This window comes from Longimonas sp. (genome assembly GCF_040409695.1).
GTDB lineage: Bacteria > Bacteroidota > Rhodothermia > Rhodothermales > Salinibacteraceae > Longimonas.
This window is the reverse complement of sequence record NZ_JARWGJ010000019.1, coordinates 1-17972: the sequence shown is the minus strand read 5'-3', so window position 1 is coordinate 17972 and position 17972 is coordinate 1. Positions and strand designations below refer to the sequence as shown.

At 56.3% G+C, this 17972-nt stretch carries 17 protein-coding genes and 1 other RNA gene; 9 read left to right on the top strand and 9 right to left on the bottom strand.

The window, feature by feature from the left end:
- On the bottom strand, positions 1–251 hold a 251-nt coding region (locus PPP56_RS01105), incomplete at its 3' end, for a MazG nucleotide pyrophosphohydrolase domain-containing protein (RefSeq protein ID WP_353561912.1).
- Positions 252–498: 247 nt separating this feature from the next.
- On the opposite strand from PPP56_RS01105, the gene ssrA reads away from it, so the two are divergent.
- Positions 499–869, top strand: a transfer-messenger RNA (tmRNA) gene (ssrA, locus tag PPP56_RS01100).
- Positions 870–1183: 314 nt separating this feature from the next.
- Here ssrA and PPP56_RS01095 read toward each other — a convergent pair.
- From PPP56_RS01095 to PPP56_RS01060, 8 genes are all read right to left on the bottom strand, one after another.
- Positions 1184–2680 (bottom strand): NADH-quinone oxidoreductase subunit N, encoded by a 1497-nt coding sequence (locus PPP56_RS01095; protein ID WP_353561910.1) that lies wholly within the window; start codon positions 2678–2680, stop codon positions 1184–1186.
- Positions 2681–2772: 92 nt separating this feature from the next.
- The gene (locus PPP56_RS01090; protein ID WP_353561908.1) at positions 2773–3072 is read right to left on the bottom strand and encodes a 4a-hydroxytetrahydrobiopterin dehydratase; all 300 of its coding nucleotides are present in this window, start codon (positions 3070–3072) and stop codon (positions 2773–2775) included.
- A gap of 14 nt (positions 3073–3086) precedes the next feature.
- A complete protein-coding gene (locus PPP56_RS01085) occupies positions 3087–4751 on the bottom strand; it encodes a complex I subunit 4 family protein (protein ID WP_502912535.1) in 1665 nt (554 codons plus the stop codon).
- 79 nt (positions 4752–4830) lie between these two features.
- Positions 4831–6825: an NADH-quinone oxidoreductase subunit L gene (nuoL, locus tag PPP56_RS01080; RefSeq protein ID WP_353561904.1), complete on the bottom strand. Its 1995-nt coding sequence runs from the start codon at positions 6823–6825 to the stop codon at positions 4831–4833.
- 126 nt (positions 6826–6951) lie between these two features.
- Positions 6952–7257: an NADH-quinone oxidoreductase subunit NuoK gene (gene nuoK / locus PPP56_RS01075; RefSeq protein ID WP_353561902.1), complete on the bottom strand. Its 306-nt coding sequence runs from the start codon at positions 7255–7257 to the stop codon at positions 6952–6954.
- 67 nt (positions 7258–7324) lie between these two features.
- Complete coding sequence (locus tag PPP56_RS01070) at positions 7325–7837, bottom strand: NADH-quinone oxidoreductase subunit J family protein (protein WP_353561900.1); 513 nt, start codon at positions 7835–7837, stop codon at positions 7325–7327.
- A gap of 432 nt (positions 7838–8269) precedes the next feature.
- Positions 8270–9028, bottom strand: coding sequence for a bacteriorhodopsin (locus PPP56_RS01065; RefSeq protein WP_353561898.1), 759 nt, complete (start codon positions 9026–9028; stop codon positions 8270–8272).
- Positions 9029–9269: 241 nt separating this feature from the next.
- Complete coding sequence (locus PPP56_RS01060) at positions 9270–10946, bottom strand: Ppx/GppA phosphatase family protein (protein ID WP_353561896.1); 1677 nt, start codon at positions 10944–10946, stop codon at positions 9270–9272.
- Positions 10947–11296: 350 nt separating this feature from the next.
- On the opposite strand from PPP56_RS01060, the gene PPP56_RS01055 reads away from it, so the two are divergent.
- The 8 genes from PPP56_RS01055 to PPP56_RS01020 all read left to right on the top strand — a co-directional run.
- A complete protein-coding gene (locus tag PPP56_RS01055) occupies positions 11297–12889 on the top strand; it encodes a S41 family peptidase (RefSeq protein ID WP_353561894.1) in 1593 nt (530 codons plus the stop codon).
- 413 nt (positions 12890–13302) lie between these two features.
- Entirely contained in the window at positions 13303–14046 is a 744-nt protein-coding gene (locus PPP56_RS01050) for a MotA/TolQ/ExbB proton channel family protein (protein ID WP_502912534.1), read from the top strand.
- Between the two features lie 112 nt (positions 14047–14158).
- The gene (locus tag PPP56_RS01045) at positions 14159–14437 is read left to right on the top strand and encodes a hypothetical protein (protein WP_353561892.1); all 279 of its coding nucleotides are present in this window, start codon (positions 14159–14161) and stop codon (positions 14435–14437) included.
- A gap of 44 nt (positions 14438–14481) precedes the next feature.
- Complete coding sequence (locus tag PPP56_RS01040) at positions 14482–15081, top strand: ExbD/TolR family protein (RefSeq protein WP_353561890.1); 600 nt, start codon at positions 14482–14484, stop codon at positions 15079–15081.
- Positions 15082–15129: 48 nt separating this feature from the next.
- A complete protein-coding gene (locus tag PPP56_RS01035; protein WP_353561888.1) occupies positions 15130–15582 on the top strand; it encodes an ExbD/TolR family protein in 453 nt (150 codons plus the stop codon).
- Positions 15583–15767: 185 nt separating this feature from the next.
- Positions 15768–16799, top strand: a complete 1032-nt coding sequence (locus tag PPP56_RS01030) for an isocitrate/isopropylmalate dehydrogenase family protein (RefSeq protein WP_353561886.1) — start codon at positions 15768–15770, stop codon at positions 16797–16799.
- Between the two features lie 103 nt (positions 16800–16902).
- Positions 16903–17328, top strand: coding sequence for a DUF4293 family protein (locus PPP56_RS01025; RefSeq protein ID WP_353561884.1), 426 nt, complete (start codon positions 16903–16905; stop codon positions 17326–17328).
- Positions 17329–17343: 15 nt separating this feature from the next.
- Positions 17344–17972, top strand: a 629-nt coding sequence (locus PPP56_RS01020) for a DMT family transporter (protein WP_353561882.1), incomplete at its 3' end; no start/stop codon positions are given.

The window sequence follows — 17972 nt, the reverse complement described above, 5'->3', positions numbered from 1 at the left end:
TGCAGCAGCACGTCTCCCAACTCGTTCTGGAGTTCGGTTGAGTCGCCCGCCTCGATCGCTTCGACGACTTCGTAGGCTTCCTCAATGAGCAGGTGCTTCACGGATACGTGCGTCTGCTCCCGATCCCACGGACACTCCTTGCGTAGCTGCCGCACGATAGAAGCCAGTTCGGCGTAGCGCTGGATGTGTGCCTCGGGCTCACGGTACTGCGCATCGTAGATCGGTTTGTCAGACTCTGGAGGGGTGGACATGAGACGCGTAGATTGCTGGTAGATTGGTGTAGGCGCGATCGTATCGAAAACACTCGTTACATGCAACGACTGCTTTGATGGTGGGTTGCTTCCTCATATCCTTCTTGCACTCTTCGGCAGGCCAGAGAGCGTCGTTTAGAATGCCGTTCTGTGAGCGGCTCCGGAACAAAGGATAGAACAGTGCTTACAGTGCCAATCCCAAAGGCGGAGTACCCTGTACTCTGCTGGCGGATGCTCTTTCACTTATGGGGATGACACGGCTTCGACGGGTGGTTAACGCGCGGCGGGCTGTCCTTCCGAGCTCCCTAATATGCTCGTTAATCTCGTTAGGAACCTGTAAATGCGGACGATTACACGTACGCGATGGCGGCGTAAAGCCCCCATCTGTCTCCTGTAGGTTTGTCTGTCGACTTGCCTGAGACATCATATTAGACAGAATAGTCGTTCGACATACCGGCTGCATGTCGACCGGCGAAACTTGATCAGCCTCGGCCCTTCCTTGGCCTCGTGGACCGGCCACAGGGAAGGCGCGACAGCTTAAAATAGATCCACTATGAAGGTAGAGGCTCGACACGGGCGGCCATTCGGACCCGGGTTCGACTCCCGGCATCTCCACAAGATATGTTTAAGATATGCTTGTACACGCTTGTACGTGTGCATGGCAACGATACAGAACGCCCCGCAGCGGCTATCCACTGCGGGGCGTTTTTTTGTTTGTTGGTGCTTGCTAGCAACGTAATTGCTGGTAAAAGCAAGGCCGAATCCGGTTACAGCGTTGCGGGAAATGCCTCTCTGCCAGCCACCGGATTTGCTTCGTCGGTTACAGCCTCAGGAATGGAGGGGGTGAGCAGGGAGGGGGAGCAGGCGTCCTACTCATGCATCCATCTAACCATTGTCCCCCTCGCTCCCCAGCGAAACATGAGAGGTTAGCATTATGGCGTTGTTGCCATTGCTTCCGCCTGCACAAAGAGGGATTCGGTGACGCCGGCTACCCCTGTAAATGCAATACCGAGCACGAGCAGCAGCACCGCACACGCCGCAATCGCAGCCGTGGATGCAGCCGGTAGATTCGAGAACGCTCCGGCGGGTACTTGCTGTGCTGCTTCCACCTCATCGGCAGACTGCATGTAGAATACGTAAATCACACGCAGGTAGTAGTAGCCGGACAGCGCACTGAAGAGAAGCCCGATAATCACGAGCCAGGTCAGTCCTGCGCTTACGGCAGGCGCAAAAATGAAGTACTTACCGATGAATCCGCCGAACGGGGGAAAGCCAATCAGGCTAAACATGAACACCGCCATTGAGGCGCCGAGCACTGGGCGCTTCAGCCCAACGCCCGCCAGGGAGTCGAGCGTCTGCTCGCGCCCTGCTTTGCCGTCCCACTCCAGCAGAGCGAGCACGCCAAAAGCACCGAGGTTCATGATCGTATAGACGAGCAGATAGAAGAGCGCACCGCTGTATCCGGCGGTCGTGCCGCTTGCCAGCGCCACAAAGATATATCCGGCGTGCGCAATTGACGAGTACGCCAGCATTCGCTTCACGTTGTTCTGACGCAGCGCCATGATGTTACCCACAGCCATTGTGATGAGCGCGAGCACTGCGAGTACGAGGCTCCACTGCTCAGGAGGCAGGGCAAAAAACAGCACCAGAATAAGGGATGCGAACGCTGCTGCCTTTGAGGCCGTCGACATATAGCCTGTAAGCGTAGTGGGCGATCCCTGATAGACGTCGGGCGTCCACATATGAAACGGCGCCGCGCTCACCTTAAACCCGAACCCGACAAGCAGGAGTCCGACCCCGGTCCAGAACAGCGGTGTTGCGCCGTCTGGGAAAGCCCCTGCCATCTCAGGCAGGTACATGGTGCCGGTTGTGCCATACATGAGCGCCATACCGTACAGGAAGAACCCTGTCGAGAAGGCCCCCAGCAGGAAATACTTGAACGCGCTCTCGATACCCCCGGCATCGTCGCGCAGAAGCCCGGCGAGAATGTAGAGGCAGACGGACATTGTTTCGAGGCCTACAAAGATCGAGATGAGCGTGTTGGAGGTTGCCAACATGATCATCCCGACGGTGCAGAAGAGCAAGAGAGCATACACCTCGCCGTAATTTCGCCCCATGCGTCTCAGATAGGGGGGCGATAGAATTACGGTAAAGAGTCCGGCTCCCAGCACCAGCAGGTTGATGTACGCGGCATAGCCACCGGTACGTATCTGGTCGAAGAACGCTGTTTCTGAGGGGGTTCCGAGCTGAAACACCTCCCATAGCATGCCAAGGGCAAGCGCGCCCCCTGCGATGTAAGGGATGCTACGGTGCTTATTACGGAAGGCCTCCACCAATACAATGACCAGGCCGGCAAGGCCGACGATCAGCATTGAGAAGATGGCGGGCAGGTCGGCCCACATCGTGGAGAAGTAGCCCGAAAGATCCATAGGGTTGGTTCGCTAACGGTAGTGTGTGGAAGGCAGCGACAGGAATGACGCGCCGTAAAGTACTCAAGTGGTATGTGTGCAGTGCGCAGCACCTATGCGTCTGGAGCTACAGCATCGATACGGCGGGCCAGTTCGAGGTCAAGTTCGGTGACCTGGTCGTCAGCGTCGTGTGTTGTCAGCGTAATGTCGACGCTGTTGTAGACGTTGAAGAGCTCTGGGTGGTGGTTGAGCGCTTCAGCATGAAACCCGATGCGCACAATAAAGGCCACAGCTTCCTGAAAGTCGCTGCACGCAAAGGCCTTGGTAATGGTGTCTTCTTCGAAGACCCATCCCTCCATGTCTGAGAGTGCTTCCTGAATGTCGTCGTGCGAGAGCGGCGTGCGGTCAACCATAAGAAGCAGTCGGTTTAGCGGGAAGAAATATCAATAAGGTCGTTCCGTAGAGCAGCCGAGGCGTCGGTCCCAAATAGCGGAGCGGGGGTCTCAGGTGCAGCCTGTGTTGAGGGCGCGGCCAGCGCCTGAGTGCCCGTCTGCGCCTCAGCGGCGTCGATAGCTGCAACGCGCTTGGTCTCAATGGTCTCTAACAGGAAGTCCGTTGTCGGTGCCGTCTGGTTCAGGAACGGCTGCGGAAAGAAGCCCATCACGATCATCAGCACAGCGAGGGGAGCCATGAGTAGGAACTCGCGCGGCGTCATGTCTTCCATTTCAGCGTTTTCGGGATGCGTAAGCTCGCCAAAAAACGTCTGCGACACCATGTGCAGCAGGTAAACAGCAGCCAAAATAACACCGGTAGTAGCCAGCGCGACAAGCATGGGGCTGTCAAGGACTGTACTCTTAAACGCCCCGAGCAGAATCATGAACTCGCCTACAAAGCCGTTCAGTCCAGGCAGTCCAGCAGAGGCCAGCACCGACAAGATCATGAACGTGGTAAGGATGGGTACAGAGGTCGCAAGTCCGCCGTAATCTTTCATGAGGCGCGTGTGGCGGCGCTCATAGAGCATGCCAACCAGCAAGAAGAGCGCGCCGGTCGATATGCCGTGATTGATCATCTGAATGACGGCGCCCTGCATCGCTTCCGTAGTGAATGCAAAGATGCCCAGCACCACGAACCCAAGGTGGCTAACAGAGGAGTACGCAACGAGCTTTTTGGCGTCGGGCTGTACCCGGGCCAGCAAGGCTCCGTAGATAATGCCGATTACGGCGAGCGCCCCGATCAGGACCGCTGCGCTTTGGGCTGCATTCGGGAAGAACGGGAGGCAGAAGCGGATGAGGCCGTACGTTCCCATCTTCAGCAGCACGCCAGCCAGAATGACCGACCCGCCGGTGGGGGCTTGCACGTGCGCATCCGGAAGCCAGGTGTGAAGCGGAAAGAGCGGCACTTTAATCGCGAAAGCGAGCGCGAACACGAAGAAGAGCCAGGTTTGCGTGCCAAGTGGGATGGTATACGCAAGCAGGTTGTACCAGTCCGTGGTAAAGCCGACGCCCTGTGCCGCGCCGGCTGCAAAACCGAGGTAGAGCACGCCACCCAGCATCAGCAGCGACCCGACGAGCGTGTAAAGCACAAACTTGATAGCAGCGTAAATCCGATCTTCGCCGCCCCATATGCCGATGATAAAATACATCGGTATGAGCGTGAGCTCGAAGAAGACGTAGAAGAGCACCAGGTCGAAAGCGGTAAACACGCCTGTGATGCCTGTCTGCAAGATCAGCAGCAGCGCGTAATAGCCTTTGTGGTTGCTATCGATGTAGTACCACGACGAGAGCACAACGATGGGGCCGAGCAGCGTGGTAAGCAGCACCAGCAGCACGTTGAGCCCATCGATGCCCACGAAATACTTGATGTCGACGCCTTCTGGGAACCATCCGTCGACGATATGCGCGAGCTGAGGTCCGGTAGCTGTGCTCACCGCCGGATCGTATGCCATAAACAGCGCGATAGAAGCCACGAACGTTGCTACGGTCGTGCCAAGCGCCGTCCATTTAACGGCTCGTGCTGAGGGCAACGCCAAAAGCGCCAGCGCCCCCAAGAGCGGCAGAAAGATAACCAGTGATGTGAGCATGGCAGGATCCATGTATTCCGCTACGTTAAGCCGTAAGAAAACAGGTTGAACAGGACCTCTCTATTGAGCTATCTGAGAGGGGTGTGGGGACTTATCCGAAGACCATCAGTCCGATCACGAGGATGACACCCAGCACGAGCATGAGCGCGTAGTTCTGGATCAGCCCCGTCTGGATGCGACTCACGCCGTTGCTAAGCGACTGCGCAAGAGAAGCGATGCCGTTGACAGCTCCGTCGATCATCGTGGTATCCATCGGCTGCAGCACCTTTTTCGAGCTGTTGATAAGCCCATCGGCCAACACCTCGTTGTACATATCGTCAATGCGGTACTTCACGTCCCAGAGCGTGTAGAGGCCACCGAGACGTGCCTTGAGGGCATCGTCGTAGGCCATCGCCTGGTCTGAACCGTAGACTTTGTAGCCCCAGAAAGACCCACCGATTGCGACGAGTGAGCCGAGGCCTACGAGCGCCCATTTCAGCGCCAGAGGCACCGAGGCGAGCTCGGTCGGCTCAGCAACGGGGCCGCCGTAGGGCTCACCGAGAAAGTGATGAATCCAGTTCAGGTCTCCGCCCTGAATGACAGCGGGAAGACCGATGTATCCGCCGACAATGGAGAGTCCGGCCAGAATCCAGAGGGGCATGGTCATCGACGACGGCGACTCGTGCGGATGCACGGTATCGGCATCGGGCCAGCGCGGTGTGCCTTCGAATGTAAGCATGTAGGACCGCAGCATGTAGAACGCTGTCAACAGCGCTGTAACGACGGCGATAGCCCACACTGCGTAGCCGTAGAACGCGCCGCTGTAGCCCATCTCAAATGTTTTGAACAGGATCTCATCTTTCGAAAAGAAGCCCGCCAATAGCGGAATACCCGCAATGGCCAGCGTGGCGATGAGATAAGTCCACCGCGTAGAGGGCATGTAGTCTTTGAGTCCGCCCATCGTGCGCATGTCTTGCGGGTCGAATCCGGCCACATTATGGCCTTTCTCTTCGAGATCATGCTCGACATGCTCCATCGAGTGAATCACGCTTCCGGAGCAGAGGAAGAGGCAGCCCTTAAAAAAGGCGTGGGTTACCACGTGAAAGATCGCCACGAAGAACGCCCCAACACCAGCCGCCATGAACATAAACCCGAGCTGCGAGACAGTCGAGTACGCCAGCACCTTCTTAATGTCGTTCTGGGTGATGGCGATTGTGGCGGCTACGATGGCGGTTAGTGCACCGACGATCGCAATGAAAGCCATGATCGCCTCCACTTCAAGCACGATCGGCGACAGGCGCGCCAGCAGGTAGAGTCCACTGGTAACCATCGTGGCGGCGTGGATGAGTGCCGACACGGGGGTTGGCCCGGCCATAGCGTCTGGCAGCCACACGAAAAGGGGAAGCTGAGCGCTCTTTCCAGTTGCCCCAATAAAGAGGAGTAGCACAATGAAACTCAGTACGCCTGTTTCAAGACCAGGCCCTTCCTCCAGAATTGTACCGAAGTCAAGCGAGCCAAGGTGGAAAAACAGGAGAAACATCGCGATCAGGAAGGCAAAGTCGCCAATCCGATTCACGATAAAGGCTTTGCTGGCAGCTGCGCTGTTTTTAAGATCTGTGTACCAGAAGCCAATCAAGAGATATGAGCAGAGTCCTACGCCCTCCCATCCCAGAAACAGCACCAACAGGTTGTCGGCGAGGATGAGGTTGAGCATGGCAAAGATGAAGAGATTCAGGTACGCAAAGAAGCGCCAGTACCCGGGATCTCCATGCATGTAGCCAGTAGAGTACCAGTGAATGACGCTCCCTACACCGGTAACAACGAGCAGCATGATCAGCGATAGCTCATCGATCCGGTACGCAAAGTCGACAGAGAAGTCGCCCGCCGCCATCCACGTAAAGTAATTGACGATGATCGCATCGCCGGGGTATGTGGCAAAGAGATAGACCGCGAGCGCAAACGGAATGGCAACCGCTGCGGTACCTACCGCGCCAATGAGTCCTTCTTTTGTACGCAACTGCGGCTGAAACAACGGCAGTACGCCACAGACCAGTGCACCGGTCAGTGGAAGCAGAAGAATAAGTCGTACCAGCAGTTCGGGATCCATGCTCGGGGGCGTAAAACAGCGTTCGGATGGAGGCGGGACAGTCGTTACGTAGGGGGACGTTGTTCAGCGTCCCTGTTGGCTGCAATGCCACAATGCCATAATGCCATCGGGCACGTAGCGCTAAGATCAGTGTTTGAACAGGTTGATGTCGTTGATATTCACTGTACGCTTGTTACGGAAGAGCGCGATGATGATCGCGAGCCCGATAGCTGCTTCGGCAGCAGCCACCGAAATTGAGAAGAACACCAGCATCTGCCCGGTCGGGTCGGCCAGCGTCTGGCTAAACCCAACAAGGGCCACGTTCACCGCATTGAGCATAAGCTCGACGCACATCAGAAGCACAATGGCGTTGCGCTTGATGAGCACACCAAGCACACCAATCGTAAACATTACGGCACTGAGTGCCAGATACCAGTCGAGAGCGACTTCCATAGGTTAAACAGCGGAAGCGTGAACGTAGACAAACGAAGGCGACGAGCCTGTGGCAAGCAAGCCCATCCTACTCAAAACTACGCTGAGCAAGCATCACAGCGCCGATCGTAGCGGCAAGAAGCAGGATAGCTGCCACCTGCAGATGCAGCGCGTACTCCGTGAAGAGCATGATTCCCAGCGTTTCTGCTGACCCCGTTTCGGCGGTCATAACAGGGGTGGCAGGCTCTAATGAGATGTCGAACCCTACCAGGATGACATACAGCAACTGCATAAGCACTACAACGCCAAACAGGAAGCCAGCCACAGGTCCCCATCCGATGTCGCGCGGACTGGGCAATGCATCAAGGTTTAGGAGCATTATCACAAATAGCACCAGCACCATGATCGCCCCGGCATACACCAGAATCTGAATGACGCCAATGAAAGAGGCGTTCATGGTCAGGTAGAGCCCTGCTACGCACAGCAGATTCAATATAAGCGAGAGTGCACTATAGATGGGGCTCCGTGCAATGAGGACGCCCACCGCTGAAGCGACAGCGATGATGGCGAGCGCAAAAAATGTAAATGACGCGAGAGCCATGAATGCACACAAACGGGTAAGACATACGGTTACTCAGCAAGCAGGTCAGACCGTGGGCTGGTATTTGACCTGCAACGCAAAGTAGGGAAGTCCCCCCGTATGGGCAAGCGCACAGGCGGTTAATCCCAGATGAATACGCTCTGCTGGTGTGCTACTGGCGCACATTTACGCCCTGTTCACTGCTCGTGCGCATCATATTCATAGCCCAGGCTCTTTTGGGATTCGACCTTTACCTGCGCTCTGTAATCACTGGCTACCGCCGGTAAAAAGGATACGGCAGCGGACTCTGACCTTGCAACGCCGTTATAGCTATGAAGCTATGAAAATGGCTATGAAGCTATGAAAAACCTAAAGCCGAGCCTCAGAAGAGGCCCGGCTTTAGGTCGTATTGTTTGTTGCAATTTTCAGCGTGTTAGAAAGCCGCTTCAGGCGTTAGGCGGAAGCAGGGGCTGTAGAAGGCGCCGACGTCACAGAGTCGGGCTCTTCTTTCACATAGAGCACAAGCAGGATGGTGAAGATATACTTCGCAATGATATCCAATCCGCTGTAGGCCCAGGAGGTTGCTCCTACTTCAAGCAGCGCAAGCCCTTCGTTGCCAAAGGCCCACACAATTGGGTAGCCGAGCCACATCACGACGGTGAGCAGCTTCAGCGTATTGAAGATATCTCCAGTACCTTTTTTCTCAGCTTCGCGAGGCCATTCGACCAGGAGGTAGTACAGTACGCCGATGAAGAACGCGGTACTCAGGGCGTACCAGAACCAGCGCATCGCCAGGCTGCTTGTGGTAAGCGCAGCGGCCAGACCGGTCAGGCACATAAACACGTCAAGCACGATCGCCGAGAAGATCTTGTCGGCCGTGCTTCCTGCTAACAGGCCAAGCGCCAGCAAGATGAAAGGAGTTGAGAACGCCCAGGTGAGGTAACGCCCCCAGAGCGATATCACTTCTTCGCCGGCCAGTGGATGCCCCTCGGGCATTACGAGCGTGTCAATTGTTAGCCCCGATGCCAGCCCCATGTAACTGGATATTGAAACCACCGAGATCATGAGCGTCGCCATCGTAATCAGGCTGGCGCGCGAGTCTTTGATGCTGCGCGACATGAAGGCGATTACGATAATCGTGAGCCCTGCCAGTGCAATGTTAACATAGATTGACGATGCCAACGCAGTGTTCTCTAAAACCGCCTCATACATATTCATATTGCTTTACATACCTATTAGAGGTAGATAACGAGCCTTTGTTCAATGGCGTTATTCAATGGCATTTGCCACCTAAGTTATATTGTCACTTCTATAAACAAAACAGTAGCCCATACAAAGGCAATCTGCACAGACCGGTTAAGGCGATTGTTACATCACCGCGCCCCAACCCGCGGAGTCGCACCGTGTGTTTCCTGATAATGCCTGGTATTGACCACTATCTCCTTGATGCTCATCACATTTGCACAGAGACTCGCGGCAGGCGGTATGTTTCCGGGGGCTGCTCAGGGGGATGTGATTGTTCGCCAACAGCACCGTTAATCGTCACGGACAGATCAAAAGCCTCCTCAAAGAGCCCTTTCACTTCGCGCACGGCCCAGGTCTCCAATTCGGGGTCGTCTTTCGTGCGCACGTCAATTGCAAGCGTCTCGTCGCCTGCCGAGGCGGATAGAACAGTTACGTTTTGGTAGTGGCTCCGATCAAGCGCTTCAGCAATACGAAGAATACCGGCAAGCTGGGTCACCCGCTTCTGATCGCGTGGCGCCAGGCGTCCATAATGAGGATGCGACGGCAAGGGGTGTTCAGCCCGATGGTAGCGTGCCACGAGCGAGATAAGATCGACCTCCCCGTTGTAAAATCCCCGCAGGTCGGCGTGGCGTATCAGGTACCGTGAGTGCAGGTGATGATCAGAGTGGCTTATGTAATAGCCCACGTCGTGCAGAATCGCTGCATACTCCAGAAGCTCACGATCCTCAGGCGGCCCGGTGTACCGGTCGATACACTGCTGAAACAGGTAGAGCGCTGTGGCTGCCACATGCTGAGTATGCTTCTCATCCCAATCAAACCGAAACGCCACCTCATGAATGCTCCGGCGCCGCACGTCGGCGTATGGCGCGATTTGTTGTAGACGCTTATGGTTTGTATCGATAAACTGTACCACCATCCCCTCACGCAGTGCATGGGCCGATACATGAACCTCTTCGAAGGGATGCTCATGAAGGAGCACGTCAAGCAAGACAGCTCCAGCCCCTACCTGCCCAACTCGCTTCATCGATACCGCCGGCAGCGTTTCCCGCTCTTCGGAGGTGGTGCCGATAATAAACTCCAGCGTCTCCTGAAAGCGATCAATAGGCACGTCGACCTCAAACACCGATGTGTCGGCCTCTCCATTCTGGTCTAAGCACACACGTGCCAGGCTCTTCACCGTACCCGATGAGCCGACGAGAGAGACAACCCCGTGCGCGTCCATCGCTTCCAGCACCGGCGCCATCTCGTCACGGAAGTGGGTGCGAAGCGCTTCCTGGTTGGCCGCAGACATAGGGTCTGAATCAACAAAAATCTCGGTCATACGGGCAGCCCCCAGCTTCAAGCTGGTAGCATAATGCACCGTGCTGCCCGTGCATACGACAAACTCAACCGACCCGCCCCCGATGTCGACAACCACCGACGGGCGACTCAGGTCGACGGCGCGGCGCACTCCTTCGTAGATGAGATGGGCCTCTTGAGCACCACTAATCGGCTCGATACGGAGCCCAATCTCGTTTTTCACCTGCGTGATGAAGTCGCCACCGTTGGCCGCTTCACGGATTGCGCTGGTGGCACAGGCTGAAAATGATTGCGCTCCCTGCCCTTTCGCCAGCAGATAGATACGTTTCAGTGCCTGCAAACCGCGCTCCATGGCAGCATCGGCCAACCGGCCTTCCGCTAATCCGTTGTCGCCAAGACGCACCATCTCTTTCATGCGATCAACGACCTTGAAGCTGCCATTTGCATACGCATCTACAATGATGGCATGAAACGAGTTGGTGCCCAGATCGATCACGCACACACGCATCGGCGCAGGCACCGACTGCGTTTCGTAGGTTGTATGAGGCACATGGGGACAGACAGCCTGGAGCATCGATTCATCCATAGATCGGCTGAGGAAGGTAAGGAGACGAAATACACATATCATTCAATAGAAATGATGCGCAGCGGAATAAGTTACATATATGCGTTATGAAGCCAGAAGCAGAATGAAACCAGAGGCAGGACTCAGCACGTCCTTTCGCACAAACGCTCTCAAAAGCCTCTGGAAGCCAGCAAGCTACCAGTACGTTGTGAGACGCTTTCATTGGATAGTAACATTGGATAATAACATTTGGATACAGAGCAGCTACGCTAAGACGAGCCTTACCGGTGATCGACTTATGTGACGGATCCCCTTACTGTGCCGATGGTATTTTAACAAGCCTTCTCTTTTACCAAGTCGGTGAATGATACATGCTTCGTAGTCTTCGAGTAGTGCTTGCCGCATTTGTTCTTATCGGAATCGGCTTTCTCGGCGGGCACACACTTGAACGCACCTTCGGCTGGGGCCCGGCCCCTGATACCTACGACAAGCTCCGTGCAGCTATCGAAATTGCAGACCGCCAGTATGTAGACTCGCTTGGCGTTGATGCGCTCAGCCAGGAGGCCCTGCGCGGGCTGTTTAGCGGACTCGATCCGCACTCGTCGTACATCGACCGGGAGCGCATGCAGCGCGTGCGAGAATCGTTCGATGCCGAATTTGATGGCATCGGCGTTACCTACGAACGCATCCGCCCCCCGGGTGCGCCCGACACCGTAATGGTTGTCTCGGTCGTACCTGGCGGCCCGAGCGATGAAGCCGGCCTGCGAGCGGGCGACCGGTTGGTGGCTGTTGACGAAACATCCCTCGTTGGGCTCCCCGATGAACGTGTGCAGGCGCTCCTGAAAGGGCCCCGCGGCACAACCGTTCACGTCAGCGTTCACCGTCCGCATCAGCCCACCCCCCTCACGCTTTCGATCACACGCGACCGCATCCCCCTGAACACGGTAGATGCCACGTACATGATCGACGAGCGCACCGGCTACATCAAGCTCAACCGGTTTGCCCGAACGACCCACACCGAGGTACGTGATGCGCTGGAGTCGCTCACCGAACAAGGCATGGAGCGGCTCGTGCTCGACTTGCGGGGCAACGCCGGCGGACTCATGAACATGGCTGAGCGCGTTGCTGACGAGTTCTTGCTTTCCGGCCAGTTGGTTGTATCGGCGCGCGGACGCGGCGGGGCGATCCTCGATGAGTATCGCACTTCACGAAGTGGTGCATTTGAAAATGGGCCCATGATGGTGTTGGTCGATCGGCACTCAGCCTCCGCCAGCGAAATTGTAGCGGGTGCCCTGCAAGACCACCAGCGGGCCTTGATGATCGGCGAGCGCACTTATGGCAAAGGACTTGTGCAGCGCCAGTACGATCTGGGAGATGGAAGCGGTGTACGGCTCACTGTAGCACGTTTCTATACGCCTTCGGGGCGCGTTATCCAACAGCCTTACGACACCGGGAGCGCCGTTATGCGTACTATTGCCAATGGTGCCGATACCAGCAACGCAGACGACGCGCCCGGTGGGATCTCTCCTGACCATAGCATCGAGTCTGATACGCTCTACCAGGTCGCCCAGCGCTTTGCCCAACACCTCGCCGTTCGCGACTACATGCGTTCATGGATCGACCGACATACTTCATCACTTGAAAACGCCTGGAAAGGACGCCCTGAGGCATTTCTTGAAACGTACACGGTCCCCGATTCCGTGGTGACACGTCTCGGCGCTGACCTCCGCTCCGCTTCAACTCGTAGAGCCGAGCAAGCAGTACGTGACTACGACCACCTGACTGATACGGTACGGGGAACAATTCTGTTACGTAACTCGCTCACAGGAATGATTGCTCGTCGCGTTTTTGGGATCGAAGGATGGATTCGTGTGGAGAACCGCATGGACCCTGCAATGCAGGCAACCCACCACCTGTGGAACCATGCTACAGATCGTGCCCAGGCCTACGCGCATCGCTTTTGACAGCGTTCTGCACTACAATCTTGATACGGCAGTCCATCCTGAATCGCCTGCCTCCTCTGGCTATTGCTATCCAACAGCATGATATTCAGAGAGTTAGCCTGCTGATTCTGCCTGTCTCTCGATCGATTAAGATGAAGACAGTATCCGTTCTGACAGATTGCGCTTGCAATCTTCATCGATACACACGTTTTTAGTAATTGTTGGAATGTTTTAACGCTGCGCCATACATTGGCATGGTCCTCATGCTTTTGGTGTGTGCGGCGCTCTCCCCACGTGTTGATAGAGGCGTTTCCGTACATGTCGACGCACCACGCGGACAATGCACCTTCAACGTACATCTTGGCCTCGCATGCTTTGCGCGGCAGGCCCTCACCTATTTCGCAGGAAACTGACTCCACTAAGGAACTGCCCCTATGGTCCATTTTAATGTGCTGATGCTCAAGTTCGCCCTCCTGATGCAGGATAACGGCGGAACCATAAATGTGCTGGTTGAGCGCTTTAACGACGGTGGCGAATGGATGTGGCCGGTGCTGATCTGCCTGATCATTGGTCTGGCAATCGCATTCGAACGCATCATCTCACTCAACCTGGCTGACATTAACACCCAGAGCTTTCTGCATGACGTAAAGAAGGCGCTTGACGAAGGCGGCGTGTCTGCAGCCGAAGAGGTCTGCGCTGAAACGCGCGGCCCTGTTGCCTCTGTCTTCCAGGCCGGCTTACTGCGTGCCGACGAAGGCATCGAAGCCGTCGAGAAAGCCGTTGTCTCATACGGATCCATCGAAATGAGCTTTCTTGAGCGCGGCCTTGTCTGGCTCTCGCTCTTCATCAGCGTAGCCCCGATGCTTGGCTTCCTTGGTACCGTTGTAGGTATGATTGAGGCGTTCGACGCGATCGAAACCGCTGGCGACATCTCGCCACGCCTGGTTGCTGGAGGTATTAAGATCGCTCTCTTGACGACCGCATTCGGCCTCATCGTTGGGGTCATCCTCCAGTTCTTCTACAACTACGCGGTATCGAAAATCGACCGCATTGTAGCTGAAATGGAAGATGCCTCGATCGAACTCATCGACTCGCTCGTGCTTCTTGAAGCCGGCGAATCGGTCCTCGGCGACGACGAACTGCTTGAAGAGGACTTCGGCGACGAAGACGACAAGTAACCTCGGCATTAGGTAAGCACAGCACGGGCAGGCGGCGCGTCAAAGCGCCCCTGCCACCTGTTGCTTCCTCCCTCCTCCTCTGTTTACCCCCTTGACCAACGGCTTCGTACACATGGGTAACAACGCCATCCTGATTATAAGCATCTATATCGCGCTGGGTCTCGGCGGCCTCGGCATCCTGTCTATGGCTATCTTCAGCCTGCGCAATGTGACCTATGGCAAGGTGCGTCCTATTACCGTCGTACTCGTCGTAGCCCCCATCCTCCTGCTCGGCATACTCGGGCTCACCATGGAAACGTGGGCAGAAGCAGGCATCCTCACGGTTGTCGCTATGTTCATCGTAAGCCTCATTGGGCTATTGGGAAGCGGTGTGCGCTCGCTCTTTCTGTGATCCGCTCTCCGGTTTTTCCTTCTTTCCTCTGACTCTCTCTTGCTATGGCTGGATTGCTTGACAAACGTCGCTCTAAACGCGATGAGGCGGAGACGCCAACCTCTTCAATGGCAGACATTGCCTTCCTGCTCCTTATCTTCTTTCTGGTGACCACCACCATTAATGTGGATACGGGGATCGGTATGACGCTCCCTCCTAAGCTCGAAGAAGAGCAGGAGCCGCCGCCTGTCATTGAACGCAACTTGCTGCGTGTTCTTGTGAACGCCTCCGGTGAGGTGCTCATCGATGACAGCATGTCGTCGGTCGGGCAGATTCGTGAAGAGGTGCAAACGCACGTGCTTAACTACGGAGAAGACCCGGATTACTCCGAGTCACCTGGCGATGCGGTAATTTCCCTGAAGACCGATGCCCGTACTCCCTATCGGATCTATATTGACGTCCTCGACGAGATCCAGATGGCGTATCGTGAGATCTATGATAGCATTGTTCAGTCGGGCAACTTGCCTACAGGCGAGCGCATCATGGATCAGACGTACAGCAGCTACAATGAGTACCGTGAGCAACTTGAACCCGGTGAGGAAGACGTAGTACGCGAAAACTTCCCACGGAATATCTCGATTGCTGAACCCGATACCGGAACGTAATCGGTTGCTCTCCTTGCTCGCCCTCCCTCGACCTTAGCTCCTTCATTCATGGCTTCCGAACGCTTTCAGAAACGATCAGCCGATACGTCGCCCGGCATTACGACGGCTTCGCTCCCTGACATCATTTTCATGCTCCTGATTTTCTTCATGGTTACCACCGTGTTGCGGGAGACGGAAATCCAGGTGCGTACGGAGCTGCCTGAGGCCGAAGCGCTTACCAAAATTGACCAGCGCCGCCTCATTTCAAACGTGTATATTGGTCCCGTCATCCGTGGGCCACGCGAGGGCGAAACCGCCGTTCAGATCGACGATGCGCTCATCGAAGACTACACGGCGATACGCACCATTATGTACAACCAACTGCAGGAGGAGCCTCGCCTTATTGTCTCGCTTCGCGTAGACCGCGAGTCTGAGATGCAAGTTGTCAATGAAGTCCAGCAAGAGCTGCGTGAGGCCGGGACCCTCCGGATCAACTATTCGTCCAACCCAGAGCTTGATTAATGCCAATCAACCAATAGCACTCAGCCTGTGCAATGGTTTCCTGGACGATAGGACACTTGTAGTGTGGCCGAAAAAGCTCTGCTCGCCTGTAGCAGAGCTTTTTCTTTGAGCCCAACTTTCTCTCCTTGGCTTCGGCCGCCCCCCTTTGCACACCCTCTTTTTAACTGAACTATACCTACTCCACTATGGCCCACCGCGTAACTCTTCTCCCCGGCGACGGCATCGGTCCCGAGGTCACCGCCGCCACCCTTCGCGTGCTGGAAGCAACCGGCATTGACTTTGAATGGGACCGCCACGAAATCATCGGGATCTCGGCTGTTGAAGATCAACGCCCCGAACTTCCTGATGATGTCCCTGAGTCTATACGAGAGCACAAGGTTGCCCTCAAAGGCCCCATCACCACACCGGTGGGCGAGGGGTTCACAAGCGTGAACGTGCAGCTGCGTCAGCGCCTCGACCTCTACGCAAACGTACGCCCATGCGTGAGCCTACCCGGCCTCGACACGCCGTATGAGGATATCAACCTGATTATCTTCCGCGAGAATACGGAAGGCCTCTATGCCGGAATCGAAACCTACGACGAGCGCCTTGAAATTGCCGACTCCATCGCACGCATCACGCGTCGTGGATCCGAGCGCATCGTCGACTTCTGCTTCCGGTACGCCGAAAAGAACGGGCGCAATGCCGTTACGCTGGCGCACAAAGCAAACATTCTGAAGAAGTCGTCTGGACTCTTCCTGCAGGTCGGTCGCGAGGTCGCCGAACGCTACCCCGACATTGCCTTCAACGACCGTATCATCGACAACATGTGCATGCAGCTCGTCATGTACCCACAGGAGTACGACTGCATCGTAAGCACCAACCTCTTTGGCGATATCCTCAGCGACCTGGCTGCCGGACTTGTAGGCGGGCTTGGCGTAACCGCCGGTGCAAACTTCGGAGATGACTACGCCGTATTCGAGGCGGTCCATGGAAGTGCACCCGACATTGCCGGGCAGGGCATTGCAAATCCGACTGCGCTCATTCGTAGCGCTGTTATGATGCTACGGCACCTCGATGAAGTAGAAGCCGCCAACACCGTCAACCAGGCCCTCCGAGAGGTATATGCGGAAGGCGATGCACTGACCGCTGACGTAGGCGGGTCGAGCTCGACGATGGAGTTTGCTGAGCACTTGGCAGCCCGAGTCGAGAAGCTCCTTGCCACATCTACAGCGTAGCTCTGTCAGATTACGCAGGCCGATGGGTGGAAGGGTCATGTCGCTCTTCCGCCCGCGGGCCTGTGCTTTTCTCTGTTGACTGAGACTTGAAAACGATTCCGCTATGATCCAACGCATCCAAACCGTTTATCTGGCCCTTGGGGCGCTGGTCGTGCTGGGTACGCTTCTGCTGGAGCCCCTCTGGGCAAGCGAGGCTGCTGCCTTATACGGCTGGTTTCTCCCCGTTATCGTAGGGCTTGGCGTTGTAACAGCACTCGATGCCGTCGGGGCCATTTTTCTCTACAACGACCGCCCCACCCAACGCACCGTTGTTGTCGGCGCTCAACTCATGACCGTGCTGTGGGCGCTTACGCTCTATGGAAGTTTCTTTATGACGAACGAACTGGCCGTGTACGATGCGTCTGGCTTCAATGTGCAGATGGGACTGCTGATTGCCGCTCCGCTCGTGGCGTATGTCTTGTTTTGGCTCGCCCGTCGCGGCATTGAGCACGACATTGAGCTGGTCGCCTCGATGGATCGTCTTCGTTAATCCGCCCGCTTCAACATGGCTGACTCGCTGCCCCCACGTGTGACTCTTGCGCTCACCGTGGGGGTTCTCAGCTTTGCCTTCGCCCCAATTCTTGTACGGTGGGCCAGCGAGGCGCCCGGCCTCACGATTGCCGTATGGCGCACCTGCACCGCTGCCCTCGTAATGCTGCCCGGCCTGGCCTACGTATACGACGAAGTGCGCGCGTTTGGATGGCGCGACTGGGGGCTCATCATCGCCTCAGGCACGGCGCTCGGAGCGCACTTCATTGCGTGGATCGAAGCGCTCTACTACACCTCGGTAGCCAGTGCCTCGGTGCTTGCTACCACGAGCCCAGTCTTCGTGGCCGTGCTGGGCTATGTGATTCTCAAGGACCGGCTGGCCTGGCCCGTGGTAGGCGGCATCTTTGTCGCTGTGGGTGGGGCAACACTCATGGGACTAACCGATGCAGGCGCCGTAGCTTTTGGTCCTGAGGCCTGGTGGGGCAACACCCTCGCATTGTCGGCAGCGCTGCTCGTGAGCGTCTACTTGCTCATTGGGCGGGCGATTCGGCAGCGCGTGTCGTGGCTGGCCTACCTCATTCCACTCTATAGCGTGGCCGCTCTCGTTACGCTCGGTGCCGCTGTTGGACAAGGCGTACCGCTCAC

What these genes read in the sequence shown, in the direction of transcription:
- PPP56_RS01085 (WP_502912535.1), bottom strand. Translation starts at nt 4,751, where the DNA reads ATGGATCCTGCCATGCTCACATCACTGGTTATCTTTCTGCCGCTCTTG.
- PPP56_RS01060 (WP_353561896.1), bottom strand. Translation starts at nt 10,946, where the DNA reads ATGGATGAATCGATGCTCCAGGCTGTCTGTCCCCATGTGCCTCATACA.
- PPP56_RS01035 (WP_353561888.1), top strand. Translation starts at nt 15,130, where the DNA reads ATGGCTTCCGAACGCTTTCAGAAACGATCAGCCGATACGTCGCCCGGC.
- PPP56_RS01050 (WP_502912534.1), top strand. Translation starts at nt 13,303, where the DNA reads ATGGTCCATTTTAATGTGCTGATGCTCAAGTTCGCCCTCCTGATGCAG.
- PPP56_RS01055 (WP_353561894.1), top strand. Translation starts at nt 11,297, where the DNA reads ATGCTTCGTAGTCTTCGAGTAGTGCTTGCCGCATTTGTTCTTATCGGA.
- PPP56_RS01090 (WP_353561908.1), bottom strand. Translation starts at nt 3,072, where the DNA reads ATGGTTGACCGCACGCCGCTCTCGCACGACGACATTCAGGAAGCACTC.
- PPP56_RS01070 (WP_353561900.1), bottom strand. Translation starts at nt 7,837, where the DNA reads ATGGCTCTCGCGTCATTTACATTTTTTGCGCTCGCCATCATCGCTGTC.
- nuoK (WP_353561902.1), bottom strand. Translation starts at nt 7,257, where the DNA reads ATGGAAGTCGCTCTCGACTGGTATCTGGCACTCAGTGCCGTAATGTTT.
- PPP56_RS01030 (WP_353561886.1), top strand. Translation starts at nt 15,768, where the DNA reads ATGGCCCACCGCGTAACTCTTCTCCCCGGCGACGGCATCGGTCCCGAG.
- PPP56_RS01095 (WP_353561910.1), bottom strand. Translation starts at nt 2,680, where the DNA reads ATGGATCTTTCGGGCTACTTCTCCACGATGTGGGCCGACCTGCCCGCC.
- PPP56_RS01025 (WP_353561884.1), top strand. Translation starts at nt 16,903, where the DNA reads ATGATCCAACGCATCCAAACCGTTTATCTGGCCCTTGGGGCGCTGGTC.
- nuoL (WP_353561904.1), bottom strand. Translation starts at nt 6,825, where the DNA reads ATGGATCCCGAACTGCTGGTACGACTTATTCTTCTGCTTCCACTGACC.
- PPP56_RS01045 (WP_353561892.1), top strand. Translation starts at nt 14,159, where the DNA reads ATGGGTAACAACGCCATCCTGATTATAAGCATCTATATCGCGCTGGGT.
- PPP56_RS01040 (WP_353561890.1), top strand. Translation starts at nt 14,482, where the DNA reads ATGGCTGGATTGCTTGACAAACGTCGCTCTAAACGCGATGAGGCGGAG.
- PPP56_RS01065 (WP_353561898.1), bottom strand. Translation starts at nt 9,028, where the DNA reads ATGTATGAGGCGGTTTTAGAGAACACTGCGTTGGCATCGTCAATCTAT.